The organism is Nocardia paucivorans NBRC 100373 (genome assembly GCF_000308675.1).
In the GTDB taxonomy this organism is placed as follows: domain Bacteria; phylum Actinomycetota; class Actinomycetes; order Mycobacteriales; family Mycobacteriaceae; genus Nocardia; species Nocardia paucivorans.
In genome coordinates, this window is sequence record NZ_BAGE01000032.1 from 1 (window position 1) to 21,203 (window position 21,203).

A 21,203-nucleotide genomic window follows, 5' to 3' on the forward strand; every position below is an offset into this window, starting at 1 on the left:
CGACCTTGTCGGTGGAGACCTCGAGCAACGGCTCGTCGACCTCGACCGTGTCTCCTTCCTGCTTCAGCCACCGCGTCACCGTTCCCTCGGTGACGCTCTCACCTAGAGCGGGCATCTGGACGGAGAAGGCCATGTCCGTTGACTCCTGACTGCTCGACGGGTCTACAACAGTTCATTCCGGTCGGTCCCGCCGCGGGTCGCGGAGCGGTCCCGGCCAACATCATTGCGCTGGCACCGGAGATCCGTGTGGTTCTTGTTCCGCCGACCATCCTTGCATTCGCGTCGACACGTGGTAAGCGGAGGGGGGAGGCTACCTTCGGGTAGCCGGGTTCCGTTGCGCCGGTTCCGCGGCGCGGGATCGCGGCTTCGGCGTGTCTCGCGTGTCGGCGCTCGGGACTCGGGCCGTCGGCACCTGCGCTTCGGTCGCCGACACGCGAGACGGGCCACAACCCGTGCGGCCTCGTAGGACTCGGCGTGTCGTGGAGGCCGCGGTGGGTCGGGCACGGTTCACTCGGCCGCGATGTCCTCCAGGACCGAGATCAGGGTGCGGACGGGGACACCGGTGCCGCCCTTGCCGATATAGCCGAACGGGCCACCGGTGTTGTAGGCCGGGCCCGCGATATCGATATGCGCCCATTGCACGTTCTCGGGCACGAATTCCTTCAGGAACAATCCGGCCGAGAGCATGCCGCCCCACCGGTGCGAGGCCACATTGGCGATATCGGCGATCTTGGAATCGAGATCGGCGCGCAATTCGGCGGGCAGCGGCATGGCCCACCCGTGTTCGCCGACCTCACGGGAGATACGGGCGACACGGTCCCGGAAATCGTCGGTGCCCATCACACCGGGGGTGCGGGTGCCCAGGGCGACCATCTGCGCGCCGGTGAGGGTGGCGACATCGATCAGGTAGTGGGGATCGTCCTCGCCCGCCCGCACGATGGCGTCGGCGAGGATGAGGCGGCCCTCGGCGTCGGTGTTGAGGACCTCCACGGTGGTGCCGCCGTACTGGGTGAGCACGTCACCGGGACGCTGCGCCGTTCCGGACGGCATGTTCTCGGCCATGGGAACGGTGGCGGTGACGGTGATCGGCAGGCTCAGTCGGGCCGCCAGCAGGGTGGTGGCCACGACCGCGGCGGCGCCGGCCATATCCGAGGTCATGTTCTCCATGTTCGCGGCGGGTTTGATGGAGATACCGCCGGTGTCGAAGGTGATGCCCTTGCCGACCAGCGCGACCTTCTTCGCACCGCCCTCGTAGGTGATCCGCACCAGGCGCGGCGGGCGCGACGAACCCTTGCCGACGCCGAGCACCCCGCCGTACCCGCCCGCTTCGAGGGCCTGCTCGTCGAGCACCTCCACGGTCAGCCCGGCGGCCTCGGCCAAGATCTGCGCGCGAGCGGCGAACTCGGCGGGATACAGGTGACTCGGCGGCGTGTTCACGAAATCCCGCGCGGTGGCGACGGCCTCGGCCACCAATTGGGCGCGCAACAGCGCATCGGACCCGAATTCCGGTTCCGGAACCAGTAGTTCGACCCGCGCCACCGGACGTGCGTCCGGTTTCGGGGCCGACTTCTCCGAACGGAACGGGGTGAAGGAGTATGCGCCCAGGTAGAAGCCCTCCGCGGCGGCGCCGATGTCCAGGCCGGACAAGGTGGTTACCGCCTTGCGCACACCGGTCAGCGACCGCGCGGCCACCCCCGCGCTGCGCCGGATCTGCTCGGCGTCGAATTCCTCGGCGCGGCCGAGTCCGACGGCCAGCACGCTGGTGACGTTCTCCAGTGCGGGTGGGGCCGGAATCCGGGTCAACGTTTCGGCTTTGCCCGTCGCGCCCACGGCGACGAGCTGTGCGGTCAGGCCGGCGCGGACCTCGGCGCCGAGAACATCGCTGAACAGATCCTCGGGAACGATCACCGGACCGTCATCGGTGGTGACCAATCCGATGACGAGCACATCGGTATCGGGTTCGATGCTTTCGGTACGTGCCAATTCCGGTCCGAGGGGACGATCTGCGACTGCGGTCATGCCCCTCAGGCTATTCGGTTGCCGTCCGGTAGCGCACCGCGACACCGTCGAGCAGCATGTCGACCGCGGCGGCCAGCAGATCGTCGAAATCGATATCGGGCGGGCCGTCGGTCGGCGAGAAAACCTTGTACAGGGTGGGGCGGGCAGCCGGGTCGATGAGCTCGGTCATATCGGGCGGAGGGTCGTCGTCGGAGGCGGCGCCGATGCGGTCGGTTCGTTCCGCCGTCCACAGCAGAGCCAAGCCCTGCACCAGGCCGGAACAGCTCAGATATGCCGCCAGCAGGTCGGTGCGGGACAGACGCAGTTCGTCCAGGGCCGACATGGCGCGTTCCAGTGTGTCGAACAGGGCGGGACCGAGCGGTGGGCGGCTGCGGGCCAGGACCGGCAACATCCATGGATGGCGTCGGTAGAGCAGCCACTCCTGGAGTGCCTCGTGCCGTAGCCGCGCCCGCCAGTCGGTGAGGTCGCCGGGCGGCTCCGGGATCTCGGCCAGCACCAGTTCCGCCATGGCCGCCAGCAGATGTTTCCGATCGGGGAAATGTCGGTACAGGGCGGCGGTGGCCACGCCGAGCTCACCGGCCAGACGGCGCATGGACAGGCCGTCCAGACCGGTGTGATCGGCCAGGGCGACGGCGGTGCGAGTGATGCCGACCGTGGTCAATCGGTCGGGACGATGTCGGCGCGGGGGCGTGGTCGGGACCCGGCGTGCCCGGTAGGCGCGGGCCTGGCAGGACCGGGAGCAGTAGCGGCGTCGCCGGCCGCGCGGGGGTTGGCTCAAGGGGAGGTCGCAGACCGCGCAGGACGTTGTCACGGACTCGATTTCATCACACGAAACAGTGTGACGAAACGCTGGTGACAGCGGTGGGATCTGCCTAATTTCGCATTTCGAAACGCTGTTCACACAGAGAGGCGCACCCTGATGGGCACCGAATTGGATGTATGGCGGGCCGAGCCCTCCGATTACGACGCGGTGGTGGCGGCCTTCGCGGCGGCCACGCCGGACGAGGCGGTCACGGCCTGGATCGCGGAGGGGCACCCGATCGAAGAGCTGATCACCGGTTTCGTTCCCGCCACCGTCGAACGAGGGTTGCGGGACGGCGAGATCTGGTTGGCCGGAGTCGAGGGGCGAATATGGACGGTATCCGTCTGGCAGACCATCACCTCGGTCGACCGATTCGTCACCGAGGCCGCGGCCACCGCCGAACAGGCCGAACAGGTGCCGGATGTCCGACCGTTGCAACGGGCGGCATACCTCACCGCCCTGCTCGCGCGGGAACACCCACGCGAATTCCCGCACAGCTATCTGCAGGTGATGGTTACCGTTCCGGAGTTTCGCAGCCGGGGCGCGGGCGCCGCCATCCTCGCCCGGCAGGTGCGCGCGCTCGGCGATATCGGGATGCCCGCGTTCCTGGAGGCGAGTACGGAACGCTCGGCGCGGCTGTACGCGCGGCACGGATTCGCGCGTGAGGGCGCGACCCATACGTTGCCCGAGAACGGACCGACCCTCATCCCCATGTGGTGCCGGGTTTGAGGTCGCCCGGCGGGACGTGGTGAATCGGGGTTTTCCCGTGCGCCTCGGCGTTTCGGCGATATCGCCGCGGGTTCGGAACCGGATGGGCGCCGGTGGTGCGCATCGGGGCCCCGACCACGCCGTGGCATGCCGGCCGGCTTCGTCGGTCGGCGGGTTAAGCTCGCCCGGTGAGTGACTCCGACCTGCTCCAGGGCCCCATCCACACAGTGCATGCCGAACTCGGCGCGCGATTCGCGCCGTTCGGGGGGTGGGAGATGCCGGTGCAGTACGCAGGCACGGTGACCGAACACCGGGCCGTGCGCAATACCGTGGGGCTGTTCGATGTGAGCCATCTCGGGAAGGCGACGGTCCGCGGTCCGGGTGCGGCCGAGTTCGTGAACTCGGCGCTGACCAACGATCTGGAGCGGATCGCTCCCGGTAAGGCGCAGTACACGCTGTGCTGCGCCGACGACGGGGGCGTGATCGACGATCTGATCGCCTACTACGTGGGCGATGCCGAGATCTTCCTGGTGCCCAATGCCGCCAACACCGCCGCGGTGGTGGCCCGGTTGCAGGACGCCGCGCCGGATGCCGTCACCGTGACGAACGACCACCGTGCCTATGCGGTGTTCGCGGTGCAGGGTCCGCGGTCGGCGTCGGTGTTGGACGCACTCGGGCTGCCCTCCGATCTGGCGTATATGGCCTTCACCGACGCCGAATGGGAGGGGCGTTCGGTACGGGTGTGTCGGACCGGCTACACCGGCGAACACGGCTACGAACTGTTGCCCCGCTGGGACGACGCCGAACCTCTGTTCCGGGCGTTGGTCGAGCAGGCGCGCAATGCCGGCGGTGAGATCGCCGGGCTGGGCGCGCGCGACACCCTGCGCACCGAGATGGGCTATCCGCTGCACGGCCACGAGCTCTCGCCGGAGATCACCCCGGTGCAGGCGCGGACCGGGTGGGCCGTGGGCTGGGCCAAGGCCCGGTTCTGGGGCAAGGCCGCGCTGGAGAAGGAGAAAGCGGCCGGTCCCCGGCGAATCCTGCTGGGATTGAAGGCGAACGCCCGTGGGGTGCCGCGGGCGGGGCAGACCGTGCTGCGCGCGGGGGAACAAGTCGGTGTGACGACCTCCGGGACGTTCTCGCCGACCCTGGAGACCGGGATCGCGCTCGCGCTGCTCGACCCGTCGGTCGAAGTGGGAGCCGAGGTGGAGGTGGATGTGCGCGGCCGGAAGTTGAGCTGCACCGTCGTCCGGCCGCCGTTCGTTCCGGCCCGTACCACGTGAGGCGTGGTCGCCAGTGCCGGACCACCGGATCGGCGGTGCGGACCGACACCATAGACTTCTGCGTATGACCACCGCCGCACAGTTCACCCGGATCCCCCATCCCGCGCCCACCTCGGCGCAGCGGGTACAGGAGATTCTGGCGGCGCCCGGGTTCGGCCGGTACTTCACCGACCACATGGTCACCATCGACTACACCGAAAGCGATGGTTGGACCAACGCCCGCGTCGAACCCTACGGTACGCTCACCATGGACCCGGCGACCATGGTGTTCCACTACGGGCAGGCCATCTTCGAGGGGCTCAAGGCGTACCGCCAGCCGGACGGTAGCGTCGCCTGCTTCCGAATCGATGCCAATGCCGCCCGTTTCCGCAGGTCCGCCCGTCGGATGGCAATGGCGGAACTTCCCGACGAGCTGTTCATCGAATCCGTGCGGCAGCTGCTCGAGGTCGACCGTGCCTGGGTACCGGCGGCCGGCGGGGAAGAATCGCTGTACCTGCGTCCGTTCATGATCTCCACCGAGGCCGGACTCGGGGTCAAACCCGCTTCGGCGTACAAGTACCTGCTGCTCGGCTCACCGGCCGGCGCGTACTTCCCACGCGGGGTGAAACCGGTGCGGGTGTGGTTGTCCACCGAGTACGTGCGCGCCGCGCCCGGCGGCACCGGTGAGGCGAAGGTCGCGGGCAACTACGCGGCCTCGTTGCTCGCGCAGGCCGAGGCCACCGCGAAGGGGTGCGATCAGGTGGTGTGGTTGGACGCCTGCGAACGCCGGTACGTCGAGGAGATGGGCACCAACAACCTGTTCTTCGTGTTCGGGTCCGGTACCGACGCCCGTCTGGTCACCCCGGAGCTGTCCGGTTCGCTGCTGCCCGGTATCACCCGTGATTCGCTGCTGACCCTGGCCGCCGAGGCCGGCTATCAGGTCACCGAGCGCAAGGTGACGGTGGAGGAATGGCGGGCCGGTGCGGAGTCGGGCGAGATCAGCGAGGTGTTCGCATGTGGGACCGCGGCGGTCATCACCCCCGTCGGGTCGGTGTGCTCCGAGGACGGGGAATTCACCATCGGTGACGGGCAGACCGGCGAGGTCACCATGGCGCTGCGGGAAACGCTCACCGGGATCCAGCGCGGCACCTTCGCCGATGTGCACGGCTGGATGCGCACCTTCTGAGAAGCCGAACGACCGAACGACGCGAACCCCGCCGGGGATCATCGCGCCGTTCGGGGTCTCGGCGGGTCAGCCGGGCATGAGGGTCTGCCATTCGGCCAGGGAACGCGGGCGGAACACATAGTTGTTGTCGCGGATGGTGTTCAGCGGCGCATGTGGATCGGGGGAGTACCAGTGACCGGGGTAGACGGTCGGGTTGATCGACATCTCGGCCAGATAGCGCAGGCTTCGGTACATGGCCTCGGAGTCGCCACCGGGGAAGTCGGTGCGACCGCAGCCGTCGATGAACAGCGTGTCGCCGGAGATGAGCCGGTCCTCGAACAGGAAGCACTGGCTGCCGGGAGTGTGACCGGGCGTATGCAGCAATTCGATCTCGAAGGCGCCGACGGTGATCTTGTCGCCGTGCCCGTGCCCGGTGAGTTCACTCGGCGCGATCCCGGTGACATTGGCCACCCAGGGTAACTCCTCGCTGTTGACGTGCACCGGGACGCCGGTCTTCTCCAACAGCTCCCGCACCCCGCGCAGGGTGAAACCCATCATGGAGCCGCCGACATGATCGGGGTGGTGGTGGGTGGCCAACACACCGGATAGTTTCAGCCCGTCGCCGGCGGCGATATCGGCCAGCTCACCCGCCGCGTACGCCGGGTCGACGACCACGCACTCCCCGGTTTCCCGGTCGCCGATGAGATAGGCGAAATTGCGCATCTGCGTCGCGATCGGGTCGCCCACGGCGAAATCCCGCCCGGCCAACAGTTGACGAAAGTACAGGCGTTCGGCTGACATACCTCCACACTAAGGCTCGCATTGTCGCGACGGGCAGCGAGTGCCCGCATGCGTTTCGGCCGCTGTCACATGCCTTGCCGAGGCGGTCCGTGGGCCGCGGTTTCAGGCGGCGAGCGCGAAACCGAGCGCCGCCACCGTGGTGGTGATTTCGACCGTGGCGCCGAGCACGTCACCGGACAGACCACCGATTCGGCGCACACAGTGCCGCACCAGCGGCGCGGTGATTCCCGTCGCGACCAGGACGACCAACGGCCCCGCCCAGAGGGTGGCCGGGATCGCGAACACACCTGCCCCCGCCGCCACCACGGTCCATCCGAGGGCCGTGAACGGCGACTGTGTGCCCGCCACCAGCGCGCCGAACCACGCGCCGGGAGCGGCGTCCACCCCGCGCCGACACGCCGTCACCACTGCGACCCGACCGAGCGCCACCGCCAAACCCACCGAGAACCACCGCTCGGCAGCGGCCAACTCCGCGAATGCCAAGGCCTGGATACCGATGGCGAAACCGAGCGCCGCCACACCGAACGGGCCCGCGCCGCCGCTCTTCATCACCTCCCGGGCCCGCTCCGGCGGACCATAGGTGCCGAGCCCGTCGAAGGTGTCGGCCAGACCGTCCAGGTGCATTCCGCGGGTCGCCGATGCCAATACGGCGACGGCGGCCATCCCGGCGGCCGGGCCGGCCGGGTGCAACAACCACAGCACGCCGACCGCCACCCCGCCCAGAAGCGCACCCACCAGCGGCGCCACGGCGATGGCCCGCCCCGCGATACGCCGATCGACCTCTGTCGGTCCGCGCGCGGGCACGACGGTGAGCCAGGACACGGCCAGAACCAGCGAGGTCACCGAGCCGCGATCACTTCCGCAGTTCCACCGGACGATCCGGGTCGGCGTCGCGGGTACTCACCCCGGCCTCGGCGAAGGTCGACATCTCGGCGAGGGCGGCGACGGCGGCCCGCAGGATCGGCAGCACGGTGAGCGCTCCGGAACCCTCGCCCAACCGCATCTGCAGATCCACCAGCGGGTCGAGATGCAATTTGCGCAGGGCGAGCGTATGCGCGGGTTCGGTGGAGCGGTGCCCGGCCAGCCACCACGCGGACGCACCCGCCGCCAGCTCTTCGGCCATCAGGGCGGCGGCGGTGACCACCACCCCGTCCAAGATCACCGGGGTGCGGCGGACGGCCGCCTGGGCGAGGAACGCCGTCATGGCGGCGATATCGGCACCACCGACCGTGCGCAGCAACTCCACCGGCTCTCGGGCCACCGGACGCGCCCGGCGCATGGCATCGCGGATGGCGGCCACCTTGCGCATCCAGCCGTGGTCATCGATACCGGTTCCGCGGCCCACCGCCGCCACCGGCTCGGTATCGGTGAGGGTGGCGATCAGCACGGTCGCCGGGGTGGTGTTGCCGATACCCATATCACCGACGACGAGCAGATCGGCACCCGCATCGATCTCCTCGTCGGCCACGGCCCGGCCCGCCGCGAGCGCCGCGGCGACCTCGTCGGTGGTGAGCGCGTCCTCCCGGTCGATGCGTCCGCACGATCGGCGCACCTTGTACCTGCCCACCGCGGGATCGGTCTCGGCGTCCACGGCCATATCGACCACCCGCACCGTGGCCCCCGCGATCTCCGCCAGCGCGTTCACCGCCGCCCCACCGGCGAGGAAATTGGCGACCATCTGCGCGGTCACCTCACTCGGATACGCGGAGACCCCCTGTCGGGCCACCCCGTGATCCCCGGCGAACACCACCACCCGGGCCCGCTCGAACTGCTTCGGCGGACACACCCCTTGGCAGGCGGCCACCCAGGCGCCGAGTGTCTCCAACCTGCCCAGCGACCCGGCGGGTTTGGTGAGCTGTTGATGCCGTTGCTCCGCGGCGGCGCGGACCTGCGCGTCCGGCGGCGCGACCGCTCCGAATCCCTGTGTCACCGGGCAAGGGTAACGCGCGGGGGTCGGCTCCTCGGGCGGGTGGAGCGCTCAGGGGCGGAGCCGGGAACGCAGGGTCGTTACCCCGGCGCCGGTGAGTTCGTCGCAGTAGACCGCGCGGCCCGCCATGGCCATGACCAGAGCCAGGGTCGTTCCCCGCACCAGCGGCCCGGACCCGGACGTGAAAGGTCCGTCGGTCGCCTCCAGCCGCAGGCCGCGTACGGTGGTGCGGCTGTTCACCGTGAAATCGCGTCCGGCGAAGAACCGCGCGACCTCCGTCACCGCCTCGACCGCCGGAGTTCGGGTCAGGCCGAGCGGTCGGCGGATGTCCTGGCCGTGGACCACCACCTCGCCGAGCCATGCCGGAGTGTGCCCGGACGCGGCCGTCGTGGCGGGGACGACGGCCCGGAATCGTGCGAGGGTTTCGGCGGGAGTCGCGCCCAGCTGTTCGGCCAGGCGCCGCCGATTGTGCAGATCGAAGTCGAAACGCGCGGCGAGAACACTGCCGATCCAGCGGAGTCGTCCGGTGCTTGCCGCCGCGGTGAGGTGTGCGAGGGTCTGCTCCACCGTCCACTCCCCGCACAGGGACGGGGCGGCCCATTGCACATCGGTGAGATTCTCGAGCTCGTCGGCCACCGCGGCGCGTTCGGTATGTATCGCGGCCCATATATCGGCGCGCTGCATGGATTCCATGTGCCGGATTCGATCACGGCCGGCGGACACACCGGAGTACGAGCACCGGCGCGGTATCAGGCTATTTCAACCGCAGCGGTAGCCCGGCGACGACGAGAAAGGCCTCGTCGCAGACCTGGGCGAGACGCTGATTGAGGACACCGATCTCGTCGCGGAAGAGGCGACCGGAGCGGGTGGCGGGAATGACGTCCATCCCGACTTCGGGGGTGACGATCACCAGCCGGTGCGCGTAGTCGGCGACCGCGGCGACCAGTGCGTCGACATCGGGAGCCACGGTCCCACGAGGTGAGTCCCAGGCGGCGCGGGCGTCCAGACGGGCGGTGAGCCAGGTGCCCATATCGTCGATCAGGGTGGCGCCGGGGTGAGGGATGCGCAGGACATCCGCCGGGTCGGTTGCCTCGACAACCATCCAGTCGGCGGGCCGGCGGGCGCGGTGGGCGGCGATCCGGGCCGCGAAATCGGCATCCGCCGGGTCGGGGACCGCCGTGGCGAGATAGCGCACCGCGGTCCCGGTGACCAGGGATTCGGCGTGGGCGGATTTCCCGGAGCGGGCGCCGCCGAGCACGAGGGTGCGCCGGGACACGGACGGATCGGGCTGGGACACACCCCGGACGTTAGCAATCGCGTCCGGGCCCGAGGGGATCGGTCAGACCGGGTCGCCGGGACCGACCCGCGGTTTGGGGGCTCGCATCTTGCGGATCTGCGACGCCCGGACGAAGGCGTACCAGCCCAGGGAGAAACCGCCGTCGGTGCTGTCGGGGAAGCGCTCCCGCACCCGCTTGTTGACGAGCCGGCCGAGCAGGAAGCCCTCGCCGACCATGAAGATCATCATCACCAACATGGCCAGCGTCACCAGCGACTGTAGGGCCGGCGCGGTGAACATGGACAGGATCAGCACCAGCGCCATCGGCATGAACAGACCCACCAGATTGCGGCGGGCGTCGACGATATCGCGGGCGAAGGCGCGCACCGGACCCTGATCCCGCGGCAACAGGTACTTGTCGTCGCCGGCGAGCATGCGCTCCCGGCGCTCCGCCGCGGCGGCCCGGCGCTCGGCGGCGGCCTGCTTACGGGCCGCCCGGTCGCCGCGCGCGGCCTTGCGTCGGGCGCGGGCCTCTTTCCTGGTGAGCGGAGCCGGGGCCACCGGGCCGCGGCGCCGCCCCTCGGCCTCTCGGCGCTTGGGGGTGGGCCGGCCCTTGCCCTTGGTCGGGCCGTTCTTGACCACGGTGGCGCCGGCCGCGCCGGTCGCACCCGCGGTGGCCTTCGTCACCGTTGGGGACGCGTTCTCGGCGGAGCCGTCGTCCGCGCCCGTGCGGTCGGCGGTTTCGTCGGTCTCGCCGCGTCGGAACAACTTCACGGTCACCAGGCTATTCGATGGCGTATCCGGTCGGTGACGCGGCGGTGGGCGCGGGTGGGCCGGCTCACGCGTCGACGGGTGGTCCTCGCGCCCGTCGGCCGGTGCGGGACCACCGATATGACCGACCTGCACCGACCGCGGTATCGGACCGGACGAAGAAGATGGCAAGATGGGAATAGCAGCGCGACCGAAGATGTTGACTCTTCGCAAGCCGTGTGCTGTTCACGGAGCGACCAGCTGTCCATAGGAGAGTTCATGACTGTGCAGAACGAGACCGCCACCCACGGCGTGACTCTGACCGAGGCTGCCGCGAGCAAGGCCAAGGCGCTGCTGGATCAGGAGGGCCGGGACGACCTTGCGCTGCGGATCGCCGTTCAGCCGGGTGGCTGCGCGGGCCTGCGCTACCAGCTCTTCTTCGACGATCGCACCCTCGACGGGGACCTGACCGCGGAATTCGGGGGCGTCACCCTCGCCGTCGATCGGATGAGCGCCCCCTATGTGCAGGGCGCCTCGATCGATTTCGTCGACACCATCGAGAAGCAGGGCTTCACCATCGACAACCCGAACGCCACCGGCTCCTGCGCCTGCGGCGACTCCTTCAACTGAGGCACAACCGACGGGCCGCGTGATCTGTGCGATGTCACGTGGCCCGCTCGTGGCACGTAGTGGAACCCTGGGTGAGTTGATACCGTGAGAACGGGGAACCGGTTTCCGGGCCTCGTTTTTCGCTGTAAGCGCCCGAATTCGAAGGGACCACTACGTGTCCATTGCTGTTTCCGCGTCGATTGCCACCGACCATCTCATGCGTTTTTCCGGTCGGTTCGCCGACGTGTTGCTACCCGACCAGCTCGACCATGTTTCGCTGAGTTTTCTCGTCGATGATCTGGTGATCCGACGCGGCGGCGTCGGCGGCAATATCGCCTATGCCATGGGTGTGCTGGACCGGTCACCGCTGTTGATCGGGTCGGTGGGCGCCGATTTCGCCGACTACCGACAGTGGTTGGAAGCACACGGTGTGGACTGTTCGGCCGTGCGGGTGTCCGAAACCGCGCACACCGCGCGTTTCGTCTGCACCACCGATGAGGATATGGCGCAGATCGCCTCCTTCTACCCGGGCGCCATGAGCGAGGCCAGGGATATCTCCATCACCGCCCTGTCCGAAGACCGGCCGTTGGAGCTGGTGCTGATCGGGGCCAATGATCCCGAGGCCATGTTGCGGCACACCACCGAATGCCGGGAACTGGGCATTCCGTTCGCCGCCGACCCCTCACAGCAGCTGGCCCGCCTCGACGGCAATCAGTCCGCGCAGCTCATCGAGGGCGCGACCTACCTGTTCACCAACGAATACGAGTGGGGCCTGCTACAGCAGAAGACCGGACTCACCCCGGAAGAGATCGATAACCGGGTCGGCATCCGCATCACCACCCTCGGCAAGGACGGGGTGCTGGTGGTGGACCGGGACGGCAACGAGGTGCAGGTCGGCGTGGTTCCGGAGAACACCCGGGTCGACCCGACCGGGGTCGGTGACGCCTTCCGCGCCGGTTTCCTCACCGGACACACCGCGGGTCTGAGCCTGGAACGTGCGGCGCAGCTCGGTTCGTTGGTCGCGGTGCTGGTGTTGGAAACCGTGGGCACCCAGGAGTGGACATTGAACATCGATGACGCCCTCAAACGTCTGGCCCAGGCGTACGGCGCCGAGGCCGCGGCCGAACTGGAGCAGTTGTTGCGGTGAGACACGCCGTCGGCGATTACGAGAACGCCCGGTCCGCGATATCGCGGACCGGGCGTTTCGTATTGGGGGAGATCGTATTGGGGGAGATCAGAGCTGCACCGGGTAGGTGGGTTCCTGGATCTCGGGCTTGATGCGGTCCTCGACGAAGATTCCGTGCCAGACCATGAACACCAGCAGCGTCCACAGGCGGCGGCTGTGGTCGGACTCACCCGCCTTGTGGGCCCGCAACATAGCGGTGACGGCCGCCTTGTCCAGCAGGTGATCGGTTTGGGATTCGGCGATCTGTTGATGGGCCCAGTCATAGAGTTCGGTGCCGCGCAGCCAGTGCCGCAGCGGAACCGGGAAGCCCAGCTTCGCGCGATGCAGGACGTGACCGGGGACGATGCCCTCGAGTGCCTGCCGCAGCGCGTACTTGGTGGTCTCCTTGGTGATCTTCTGGTCCAGCGGGATGGTGCGGGCGACCTCGAAGACCTCCTTGTCCAGGAACGGCACCCGCAGTTCCAGGGAATTCGCCATGGTCATCTTGTCGGCCTTGACCAGAATGTCGCCGCGCAGCCAGGTGAACAGGTCGATGTGCTGCATCCGCGCCACCGGATCCCAGCCGCGCGACTGCGCGTAGATGGGGGCGGTGACGTCCTGGTGGGTCCATTCCGGCCGGAACTCGCGCAGCACCGCCCGCAGTTGGGCGTCGTTGAAGCTGCGGGCATTGCCGTAGTAGCGCTGTTCCAGGGTGAGCGAACCGCGGTGCAGCAGGCTCTTGCCGCGGGTGCCGTCGGGGATCAGATCCGACACCTTGCCCGCGAGCCGGCGCAGACCGCGCGGCAACCGCTCGAACGGGCGCAGCGACAGCGGTTCGCGGTAGATGGTGTAGCCGCCGAACAGTTCGTCGGCGCCCTCACCGGAGAGCACCACCTTGACGTGTTTACGGGCCTCCTTGGCCACGAAGTACAGCGGAACCAGGGCCGGGTCGGCCACCGGGTCGTCGAGATACCAAACGATCTCCGGGATGGCCGCGGCGAACTCGGCGGGGGAGACCACCTTCACGATATGCCGGGCGCCGATGGCCGCCGCGCTCTCGGCGGCCACATCCACCTCGGAATAGCCCTCGCGTTCGAACCCGGTGGTGAAGGTGATGAGCTTCGGGTTGTGCCGCATGGCCAGCGCGGCCACGGCGGTGGAGTCGATACCGCCGGACAGGAACGAACCGACCGTCACATCGGCGCGCATATGTTTGGCGACCGAGTCCTCCAGGGCCGCGGCGATCTCGCGGTAGCGGGACCGAGCCGATCCCGCGGCGAACGGTTTCACCGGGAACGTCGGCACGAAATAGCGGGTGATCTTCGGCTGCTGCCCCGGAGCCACGGTGGCGTAGCTGCCCGATTCCAGCCGACGAATACCCGCGTGCAGGGTTTCCGGCTCCGGAACGTACTGCAGCACGGTGTAGTGCTCGAGCGCCCGCTTGTCCAGCGAATCGTCCCGACCGAGGGCCGACAGCAGCCCGAGCAGGCTCTTCTTCTCGCTACCGAACGCGGTGCCGCCGGGACCGGTCGCCAGGAACAGCGGTTTGATACCGAAGGGGTCACGGGCCAGGAACAGTTGTTCGGTCTCGGTGTCCCAGATCGCGAACGCGAACATTCCGCGCAGGCGACGCACCGCCTCCGGGCCCCAATAGTGGAAGGCCGCCACAATGGCCTCACTGTCACCTTCGGTGGCGAACATCGGCGTATCACCGAACTCGGCGGCGTGCGTGGCCGCCAGTTCCTCGCGGAGCTCGAGGTAGTTGTAGATCTCCCCGTTGAAGGTGAGGGCGTAGCGCTCCCGATTCTCGGGCGGGCCCCAGCGCAGTGGCTGGTGCGAATGCTCGATATCGATGATGGACAGCCGGTTGAATCCGAAGATCAATCGGTCGTCGTGCCAGGTGCCGCGCTCGTCCGGTCCGCGATGCCGCACGCAGTGCAGGGCGTCGTATACCTGCTCCACCGTCTCCGGTGCTGCCGAATCAGACGTCAGAAATCCGAGCAGTCCACACACCGCGTCGGTAACCTCGTTTCCTCTGGTCGGGGGTCCGCGCCGAAGAGCCTGGCGCGGCGAATGAAATCCAGTGTCCGAGTATGCCCCACATCCGTTCCGCTCGTGCGGTGCAGGCCACTCGACACCTCTGTCCCCCCGCTTCACCTGGCCCGATTCGGCCGGGTTCTTCGAGTCCCCCGCAGGGGTGGGGCCTCTCTCGTGTTCGCGTGTCCGAAGCGTATGCGCCGAAGCGGCGAGTCCCGAGGCTGCGGACGCGAGACCCGCCGGTGTCACGACCCCGGTCCCGCCGAAGGCGGTGCCGAGGGGCATGGCCATCGGACACAACCGACCCGACGGCGAAGCTGCCGTGTGTTTGGTCTACGCTGCGTAGTACTCGGGCTGTGTCGAGTGGTGGTGCGCGAGACCGTGTAAGCGCCACTCGACGGGTCCGAACTTCAGCTGTGAACGTATCGTCCGGTCGGTCACCGAACGGGCGGTGCATTGTCGGAATGTGTGGCGACCAGGAAGGCGTGAGCGTGGCGCACAAGGCGAGCGACGAGATCGGGGCACGGCCCGCCCGGGGGCGGCGGGGCCGTTTCCTGCGGCGGGCCGGGCTGGCGGTGTCCCTGGGGATCACCACATTGCTGGTCTCCGGCTGCTCGATCGACAATGTCGTCCTGCGATTCGGCTGGCCCTCGGGTGTCACCCCGCAGGCCACCCGGATGCGGGAACTGTGGACCTGGTCGGTGATCGCCGCCCTGCTGATGGGTGTGCTGGTGTGGGGCCTGACCTTCTGGACGATCACCTTCCACCGCAAGAAGAAGGGCGATCCGGAATTCCCGCGGCAGACCGGATACAACGTGCCGTTGGAGTTGACCTACACGGCGATCCCGTTCGTGATCATCGCCGTGCTGTTCTACTTCACCGTCGTCGTGCAGAACTACGTGCACGAGAAGATCGAGGACCCCGATGTCGTCGTCGACGTGACCGCCTTCCAGTGGAACTGGAAGTTCGGCTACCGCGAGGTCGATCTGAAGAACGGTTTCACCTACAACGGTGTCGACACCGTGCGCGAAGCCGCCAACCAGGAGCAGCTCGACGCCTACCGCGAGCGCATCGACCCCGAACACGGGCATCCGCAGCCCGGACCGGTGCACGGTAGGCCGGAGAACGACATCCTGTCCTACCTGCACTACGACAAGATCGAGACCATCGGCTCCAGCAACGAGATCCCGGTCCTGGTGTTGCCCACCGGTAAGGTCATCGAGTTCCAGCTGGCCGCCGCCGACGTCATCCACGCCTTCTGGGTTCCGGAGTTCCTGTTCAAGCGGGACGTGATGCCCAACCCGAAGGAGAACAACTCCGACAATGTCTTCCAGATCACCGAGATCGAGAAGGAAGGCGCGTTCGTCGGGCGTTGCGCGGAAATGTGCGGTACCTACCACTCCATGATGAACTTCGAGGTCCGGGCCGTATCGCCGGAGAAGTTCCAGCGTTATATCGAGGCGCGTCAGCAGGGTATGACCAACTCCGCGGCGCTCGAGTCCATCGGCGAATCCCCGGTGGCCACCTCCACCAGGCCGTTCAACACCGACCGCACGGTGAAGAGCGCGGCCGAGAGCAAGTGAGGACAGATCTGAGATGAGGATCGAAGCCCGGATTTTCGAACTGCTCACGATTTTCTTCGTGCTCGTGGGCGTGGTCTACGCATACTTCACCTCCCAGTCCCGGACCGGCGTGGAATGGGCCGGGACCACCGCGATCGTGCTCACCGCGGGCCTGTCGCTGATCATCGGCACCTACTTCCGTTTCGTGGCGCGCCGCCTGGACCTGCGACCGGAGGACTACGAGGACGCCGAGATCGTGGACGGCGCGGGCGACCTGGGCTTCTTCTCGCCCGGTAGCTTCTGGCCGATTCTGTTGGCCGGTGCGGCCTCGGTGACCGCCCTGGGATTCGCGTTCTTCCAGTTCTGGTTGATCGGCCTCGGCGTGGTGCTCATCCTGCTCGCCGCGGGCGGACTGGTGTTCGAGTACTACCTCGGTCCCGAGAAGCACTGAGTCCCGAGAAGCACTGAGTGGAATGGCGCCGCCGGTCGGCGGCGCGGGGTCGAGGCCCTGAGAATCCGACCTTTCGGCACCCGAGACCTGCGCCTTCGGCGTATGTGTCCCGGGTGCCGAAACGTATGACGGGCCGCAACCCCTTATCGTTTTCGGGGCCTCCTTTCGGAGCCCGTTTTCTCTTCTCACCACAGAGCCCACCTCCGATGCGGATCGGAGGTGGGCTCTGTCGGTATCGGGGCGCCGGGCCGGTCTATTCGGCCGATTCGTAGCGGATGCTGTTCTCGGAAACGCAGATCTCGTCGATCGCGGTGATGATGTCGCGCAACTGCTCCGACGGCAGGGCGGTGGGCCGCAACCGGCAGGTGAAGGTGATCAGGCCGTGATCACCGTCGGGGAGGCCGCGGGCCGCCGACTCCAGACGCAGATACTGCGAACGGATGCCGTAGGTCATGGCGGAGATGACCGTGAAGCAGCCCGTGCGCTCCCGGTGCCCGGCGAACAGATCGTGGAGTCGGTAGAACACCGAGGTGTAGTTCGACAGCGGGGCGAAGACGCTCACCCGGAAGGCGGGCCCGCGCTCGGACGAGCTGATCACCGTATCGGCCAGATATTCGGCGTCGCGCAGGGTGAGCACCTTGGGGGTGAACAGCACCGCGCCCGCCGCGGCATTGCGCACCGGCATACCCGCCGCGCGGCCGCTGGTGGCCGAGGCGATGGCGCCCAGGGAGCGCCGGGCCCGGCTCCCCACCTCGCGGCGGGCGCGCAGCGACCGGGTCGGTGCGGTCGGGTACAGGCTCGACCACTGGCCGAACCGGACGGTGCCCAGATGCATCTGCCCCGTGCCCACCGGCCGCGACACCTTCAACGGTGCGGTGTCCACCCAGCGGCCCACCTGCAGGACCGCATCCCGCGGCTTGGCGACCTCGGTGTAGGCGTGCTCGACGAAACTGTCGAAATCGAGGAAGCGGTCGGCCTCGGTGGACAGCCAGGTGTTGTCCTTGTCGATCTCGATGGTGTCGAGGGTGAGCGCGGTGATGATGCCCGCGCGTCCACCGGCACCCAGGATGCGGTAGAAGCGGTCGGTGTGATGATCGCGGCCGCAGGTGCCGATCCGGCCGTCGGTGTCGACGTATTCGAGATCGAGGATCTGGTCGATGAACAGCCCGTACCGGTGCGAGGCCGTGCTCACCCCGCCCACGGACGCGAAACCGCCCGCGGTGATCTCCCGATGGTCGCCGACGATCGGCAACCCCAGTCCGTGCGCGCCGATCCGCCGGTCCACATCCGACAGTCGCGCCCCGGCCTGGACCCGCACCGTGCCCCGACCCAAGTTGATATCGAGGATGGCGTTCATCCGACGCAGGGACACCACGGCACGCTGATCCGGCACCGCCAGACCGTCCGCGCTCGGTGCGCCGCCGTGCACCATGAGCGGCTTGGACCGATCCCGGGAATCCCGAACGGTGCGAACGACATCCGCGGTGTCACGGGGAAGGTATTCGGCGGCGGATACAACGTGCGGCGTGCTCATGGCACGAAAGCTAACCAGATTGTGCGCGTGTGCGCGATATCGGTGGGCCACCCATTCCCGGCACTCGCGTTCACCCCGTCCGAACTGGCGGAATCCGGTCCGAAACACCATCACCTGTCATTCGCTGCCGGTACCGTGATCCCGGGATTCGCGCACGCCGGCGGGGTAGGTGCCGGGTATGAGGAGGGGAGGGGACGTGTCGAACATCGATGACCGGATCACCCTGGCGGTGGATTGGTTGAGCCGCAGCCAGATCCACGACGGACACGGCGGGGCCGGATGGGGATGGGTGTCGGACGTCCCGCCCAATCCGCAGAACACCGCGGAAGTGGTCGTCGCGCTGCACTCGGCCGGTCGGCCCGTACCGAACGGGGAGGCCGTCCGCGCGCTGATCCGCCGACACGTGGTCGGCACCGCCGGTGGCGAATGGCATTTCCGTTCGCCCATCGACCTGTCCTGGCGGTTGCGTGCCCTGCATTGTCTAGGGGTGGGGCCCACCGATCCCGATGTGCTGGAATGCCTCACCGCGCTGTGCGCCGAACAGGACCCCGACACCGGCGGGTGGTGGTTGGCGGGCCCGGTCGGCTCCGTATCCGTCACCGCCACCACCAGCGCCGTGCACGCCCTGGTCGATATCGCGACGGTTCACGAGTCGGCGGCGCAGGCGCTGCTGCGCGGCACCTCCCTACTGGTCTCGATGATGCTGGACGACGATCCGCGTATCCGCCCCCTGTACGCGTACGCGCTCACCGCCTATCTGTTGGCGCGTCCGGAGATCGCGGGCGTCGGCGGCAAACGAGTCGACCGGGTGCGCGCGCTGGTGGTGGACCGACTGCTCGACGGGCTGCGACATGGCACCTACCCGGTCGAGGAAGAGCCGTTCCGGCGTGGCGAGACCGCCGACACCTGGCGCCATCTGAGCCTGCACCTCGCCGTCGGCGCGGTGGTCGCCGCCGACGATCGGACGATCTTCGACCCCGGGGTGCGGCGTGGTCTGGTGGATCTGCTCGAGCTGCAGGAAATCGAGCCGATGGCCACCTACCGCGGTGGATTCCGCACCTCCCCGGAAGGGTTCGTGACGTCCTATGCCACCGTGCAGGGTCTGGAGGCCATGACCCGCGTGCGGAAGGTGGTGAACGAACGGGTTAGTCCGGCGAAGGTTTTCGACCTGATCTGCCGAGTCGAGGGCGCTCACCCCGCCGATGCCCAGGAACTGGTGGCGGTGGGCGGCCGGTCGATGGTGATGAACAGTTACAGCGGTGCCCTCGTTCTCGCCGTGACCGGGCTGTCCGGGCTCACCATCGCGTTGCTGGGGGTGTTGTTGGCCGACGGGCTCGGCGAGATCGGTAGCCGTGCCCTGGTGGTGTGGGGGAGTCTGTTTCTCGCCCTCGGCGCCTTCACCGGGGTGGCGACCCGGTTGGCGTCGGTGTCCAAGACCCGGATCGCGACGGCGGTTTTCGCGGCGTACACCGCCGTGGTCCTACCCGTGGTGACCTTCCTGCTGTCATGACCGGCGTCCCCGTCGGTGGCCGTGGCAAAAACACCGGCCGAAGTCTGGCGTTGCTGTTCGTCGCCACCGGTCTGTGGGGTGCGTCGAGTGCGTTGATCGCCCATATCGGCGCCGACGGTTTTCCCGCGGCCCCGGTCGCCGCGGGTGGTGGGGTCGCGCTGCTCGGGTTCGCGCTGCTCACCGGGGGCAGGCCCTGGCGGGACTTTCGTACCGCGCCCGGACTGTTCCTGCGCCTGGGCGTGCTCGAGGTGTTGAATCTGGCGCTGTATGTCGCCGCATTGCACATCGGGCCGCTACCGGTGGTGGTGGCGCTGCATCTCACCGCGCCGGTGCTGCTCATCGTCGAGCGGATCGTCCGGGGCCGACGCCGGCCGACCGTGACGGTCGGTCTCGAACTGCTCCTCGTGGCCTTGGCGATCGGGCTGGTCGCCGGTCATCCGCCCGGTGGATCGGCGCTCGCGCCGGCGCTCGCGGGATGTCTGCTCGCCCTGGCGAGCGCTTGCTGTGTGGCCGCGCTGATCACCCTGGTGGTCCGGGAATCCGCCGGTCGTCCCGCCGTGACGGCCGCGGGACTGCAACTGGTCACAGCGGCGGCGTTGGGCACCCCGTTGCTCGGACTCGCCATCACCGTGGGGTCTGCCCCGGCGGCCACCGACTTCGCCGCATTGACGGCGATCGGCGCGCTGCTGTTGGGGCCCGGATTCGCCTGCTACTGGCCGGCCCTGCGTGAGCTGAACGAGGTGACGGCCGGTCTCGTCGGGCTCAACGAGGCCGTGGTCGCGTCTGTGCTCGGCGCGCTACTGGGCGGCTCGGATATCACCGCGGCCACCCTCTCGGCCGGGGTGCTCGTACTCATTGCCGTCGCCATGGAGGTGTGGAACGACTGATCGGCCTGATGTGCCGCCGCGACGAACGCCGCGCACAGGGTGGGGTCCTTATCGCCGGAGGCGGTTTCGACCCCGCTGTTCACATCCACCCCGAATGGTCCGACCTGCGCGATCGCCGTCGCCACATTGCGGACGTTCAGCCCACCGGCCAGGATGACGGGACAGTGCACGGCGGCGAGCGTGTCGACGATACGTTCGCTGATCGACCAATCGTGGACCAGGCCGGTACCGCCCAGCCGGTCGGGGGTCCGGGAATCGAGCAGCACGGCGTCACAGTGCGCGGCGGTTTCCAATGCCATGTCCACGGCCTCGTCACCGACGACGTGAACCGCGCGGATGATCGTGCGCCCGCCCGCCCCGGCGCGCACCCTGCGCACGGTGGTCGTATCGATCAGGCCGTGCAGCTGGATGGTGTCGACGCCGATCCGGTCGGCGAGCGCGAGGATGCCGTCCGCGTCCTCCAGATGGGTCACCAGGACGCGGTTGACGAACGGCGGTGTCAACGCGGCCAGTTTCGCGGCCTGCTCAGGGGCCAGCGCATCCTCGCTGTAATGGGTCGTTCCGGAGATGAAACCGACCGCGTCGGCACCGGCGTTCACCGCGATATCCAGATCCTGCTGCGATCGAATACCGCACAGTTTTGCGCGCACCGCCACTCGACCACGGTAGCAGTGTCGGGTTACGTCGTCGGGTTACGTCGACTTTGCCGACGCGGGGTTACGACGATCTCGGAGGCTT

The 21,203-nt window shown here is 68.3% G+C and carries 20 protein-coding genes; 8 read left to right on the forward strand and 12 right to left on the reverse strand.

The genetic code is table 11. The annotated features are described in order from the left end of the window. The 3 genes from ON32_RS07720 to ON32_RS07730 all read right to left on the reverse strand — a co-directional run. A partial coding sequence (locus tag ON32_RS07720) for a biotin/lipoyl-containing protein (RefSeq protein WP_040790036.1) occupies positions 1-133 on the reverse strand: 133 nt, incomplete at its 3' end. 374 nt (positions 134-507) lie between these two features. After that, positions 508-2,019, reverse strand: coding sequence for a leucyl aminopeptidase (locus tag ON32_RS07725; RefSeq protein WP_040790037.1), 1,512 nt, complete (start codon positions 2,017-2,019; stop codon positions 508-510). Positions 2,020-2,029: 10 nt separating this feature from the next. Then, complete coding sequence (locus ON32_RS07730) at positions 2,030-2,830, reverse strand: TetR/AcrR family transcriptional regulator (RefSeq protein ID WP_040790040.1); 801 nt, start codon at positions 2,828-2,830, stop codon at positions 2,030-2,032. A 108-nt stretch (positions 2,831-2,938) separates the two neighbouring features. On the opposite strand from ON32_RS07730, the gene ON32_RS07735 reads away from it, so the two are divergent. The 3 genes from ON32_RS07735 to ON32_RS07745 all read left to right on the forward strand — a co-directional run bounded on the left by ON32_RS07735 (position 2,939) and on the right by ON32_RS07745 (position 5,977). Beyond that, positions 2,939-3,550, forward strand: coding sequence for a GNAT family N-acetyltransferase (locus tag ON32_RS07735; RefSeq protein ID WP_040790041.1), 612 nt, complete (start codon positions 2,939-2,941; stop codon positions 3,548-3,550). Between the two features lie 167 nt (positions 3,551-3,717). Continuing rightward, positions 3,718-4,812 carry a glycine cleavage system aminomethyltransferase GcvT gene (gcvT, locus tag ON32_RS07740; protein ID WP_040790042.1) on the forward strand — a complete coding sequence of 365 codons (1,095 nt, stop codon included), beginning with the start codon at positions 3,718-3,720 and terminating at the stop codon, positions 4,810-4,812. Positions 4,813-4,876: 64 nt separating this feature from the next. Then, on the forward strand, positions 4,877-5,977 hold the full coding sequence (locus ON32_RS07745; protein WP_040790043.1) for a branched-chain amino acid aminotransferase: 1,101 nt from the start codon (positions 4,877-4,879) through the stop codon (positions 5,975-5,977). A 66-nt stretch (positions 5,978-6,043) separates the two neighbouring features. On the opposite strand, the gene ON32_RS07750 is transcribed toward ON32_RS07745, so the two are convergent. From ON32_RS07750 to ON32_RS07775, 6 genes are all read right to left on the reverse strand, one after another. Next, positions 6,044-6,757 (reverse strand): MBL fold metallo-hydrolase, encoded by a 714-nt coding sequence (locus tag ON32_RS07750; RefSeq protein WP_040790044.1) that lies wholly within the window; start codon positions 6,755-6,757, stop codon positions 6,044-6,046. Between the two features lie 102 nt (positions 6,758-6,859). Next, positions 6,860-7,600: an adenosylcobinamide-GDP ribazoletransferase gene (locus ON32_RS07755; protein ID WP_040790046.1), complete on the reverse strand. Its 741-nt coding sequence runs from the start codon at positions 7,598-7,600 to the stop codon at positions 6,860-6,862. Between the two features lie 10 nt (positions 7,601-7,610). Next, the gene (gene cobT, locus ON32_RS07760) at positions 7,611-8,687 is read right to left on the reverse strand and encodes a nicotinate-nucleotide--dimethylbenzimidazole phosphoribosyltransferase (protein WP_040790047.1); all 1,077 of its coding nucleotides are present in this window, start codon (positions 8,685-8,687) and stop codon (positions 7,611-7,613) included. Between the two features lie 48 nt (positions 8,688-8,735). Further along, positions 8,736-9,377 carry a maleylpyruvate isomerase family mycothiol-dependent enzyme gene (locus ON32_RS07765; RefSeq protein WP_040790048.1) on the reverse strand — a complete coding sequence of 214 codons (642 nt, stop codon included), beginning with the start codon at positions 9,375-9,377 and terminating at the stop codon, positions 8,736-8,738. A 61-nt stretch (positions 9,378-9,438) separates the two neighbouring features. After that, complete coding sequence (locus ON32_RS07770) at positions 9,439-9,981, reverse strand: bifunctional adenosylcobinamide kinase/adenosylcobinamide-phosphate guanylyltransferase (protein ID WP_040790050.1); 543 nt, start codon at positions 9,979-9,981, stop codon at positions 9,439-9,441. Positions 9,982-10,023: 42 nt separating this feature from the next. Continuing rightward, on the reverse strand, positions 10,024-10,734 hold the full coding sequence (locus ON32_RS07775; RefSeq protein ID WP_040790081.1) for a DUF3043 domain-containing protein: 711 nt from the start codon (positions 10,732-10,734) through the stop codon (positions 10,024-10,026). Between the two features lie 255 nt (positions 10,735-10,989). On the opposite strand from ON32_RS07775, the gene ON32_RS07780 reads away from it, so the two are divergent. Both ON32_RS07780 and ON32_RS07785 read left to right on the forward strand, forming a co-directional pair. Continuing rightward, positions 10,990-11,340 (forward strand): HesB/IscA family protein, encoded by a 351-nt coding sequence (locus tag ON32_RS07780; RefSeq protein WP_040790051.1) that lies wholly within the window; start codon positions 10,990-10,992, stop codon positions 11,338-11,340. 154 nt (positions 11,341-11,494) lie between these two features. After that, positions 11,495-12,466 carry a carbohydrate kinase family protein gene (locus ON32_RS07785; RefSeq protein ID WP_040790052.1) on the forward strand — a complete coding sequence of 324 codons (972 nt, stop codon included), beginning with the start codon at positions 11,495-11,497 and terminating at the stop codon, positions 12,464-12,466. 87 nt (positions 12,467-12,553) lie between these two features. Here the strand turns inward: ON32_RS07785 and asnB are convergent, their stop codons facing one another. After that, the gene (gene asnB / locus ON32_RS07790) at positions 12,554-14,497 is read right to left on the reverse strand and encodes an asparagine synthase (glutamine-hydrolyzing) (RefSeq protein ID WP_040790054.1); all 1,944 of its coding nucleotides are present in this window, start codon (positions 14,495-14,497) and stop codon (positions 12,554-12,556) included. Between the two features lie 515 nt (positions 14,498-15,012). On the opposite strand from asnB, the gene ctaC reads away from it, so the two are divergent. Both ctaC and ON32_RS07800 read left to right on the forward strand, forming a co-directional pair. Beyond that, on the forward strand, positions 15,013-16,104 hold the full coding sequence (gene ctaC, locus ON32_RS07795; protein WP_051132980.1) for an aa3-type cytochrome oxidase subunit II: 1,092 nt from the start codon (positions 15,013-15,015) through the stop codon (positions 16,102-16,104). A 13-nt stretch (positions 16,105-16,117) separates the two neighbouring features. Continuing rightward, positions 16,118-16,534 carry a cytochrome c oxidase subunit 4 gene (locus ON32_RS07800; protein ID WP_040790055.1) on the forward strand — a complete coding sequence of 139 codons (417 nt, stop codon included), beginning with the start codon at positions 16,118-16,120 and terminating at the stop codon, positions 16,532-16,534. A 253-nt stretch (positions 16,535-16,787) separates the two neighbouring features. On the opposite strand, the gene ON32_RS07805 is transcribed toward ON32_RS07800, so the two are convergent. Next, on the reverse strand, positions 16,788-18,068 hold the full coding sequence (locus ON32_RS07805; RefSeq protein ID WP_040790085.1) for an FAD-binding oxidoreductase: 1,281 nt from the start codon (positions 18,066-18,068) through the stop codon (positions 16,788-16,790). A gap of 196 nt (positions 18,069-18,264) precedes the next feature. Here ON32_RS07805 and ON32_RS07810 point away from each other — a divergent pair, with 196 nt between their 5' ends. Continuing rightward, positions 18,265-19,578 carry a prenyltransferase/squalene oxidase repeat-containing protein gene (locus ON32_RS07810; RefSeq protein WP_040790056.1) on the forward strand — a complete coding sequence of 438 codons (1,314 nt, stop codon included), beginning with the start codon at positions 18,265-18,267 and terminating at the stop codon, positions 19,576-19,578. A gap of 709 nt (positions 19,579-20,287) precedes the next feature. Here the strand turns inward: ON32_RS07810 and ON32_RS27615 are convergent. After that, complete coding sequence (locus ON32_RS27615) at positions 20,288-21,121, reverse strand: phosphoribosylanthranilate isomerase (RefSeq protein ID WP_083874183.1); 834 nt, start codon at positions 21,119-21,121, stop codon at positions 20,288-20,290. Between the last annotated feature and the right edge of the window lie 82 nt (positions 21,122-21,203).

Coding starts and splice junctions, on each gene's coding strand:
- ON32_RS07725 (WP_040790037.1), bottom strand. CDS start 2,019: ATGACCGCAGTCGCAGATCGTCCCCTCGGACCGGAATTGGCACGTACC.
- ON32_RS07735 (WP_040790041.1), top strand. CDS start 2,939: ATGGGCACCGAATTGGATGTATGGCGGGCCGAGCCCTCCGATTACGAC.
- ON32_RS07745 (WP_040790043.1), top strand. CDS start 4,877: ATGACCACCGCCGCACAGTTCACCCGGATCCCCCATCCCGCGCCCACC.
- ON32_RS07750 (WP_040790044.1), bottom strand. CDS start 6,757: ATGTCAGCCGAACGCCTGTACTTTCGTCAACTGTTGGCCGGGCGGGAT.
- ON32_RS07765 (WP_040790048.1), bottom strand. CDS start 9,377: ATGGAATCCATGCAGCGCGCCGATATATGGGCCGCGATACATACCGAA.
- ON32_RS07780 (WP_040790051.1), top strand. CDS start 10,990: ATGACTGTGCAGAACGAGACCGCCACCCACGGCGTGACTCTGACCGAG.
- ON32_RS07800 (WP_040790055.1), top strand. CDS start 16,118: ATGAGGATCGAAGCCCGGATTTTCGAACTGCTCACGATTTTCTTCGTG.
- ON32_RS07805 (WP_040790085.1), bottom strand. CDS start 18,068: ATGAGCACGCCGCACGTTGTATCCGCCGCCGAATACCTTCCCCGTGAC.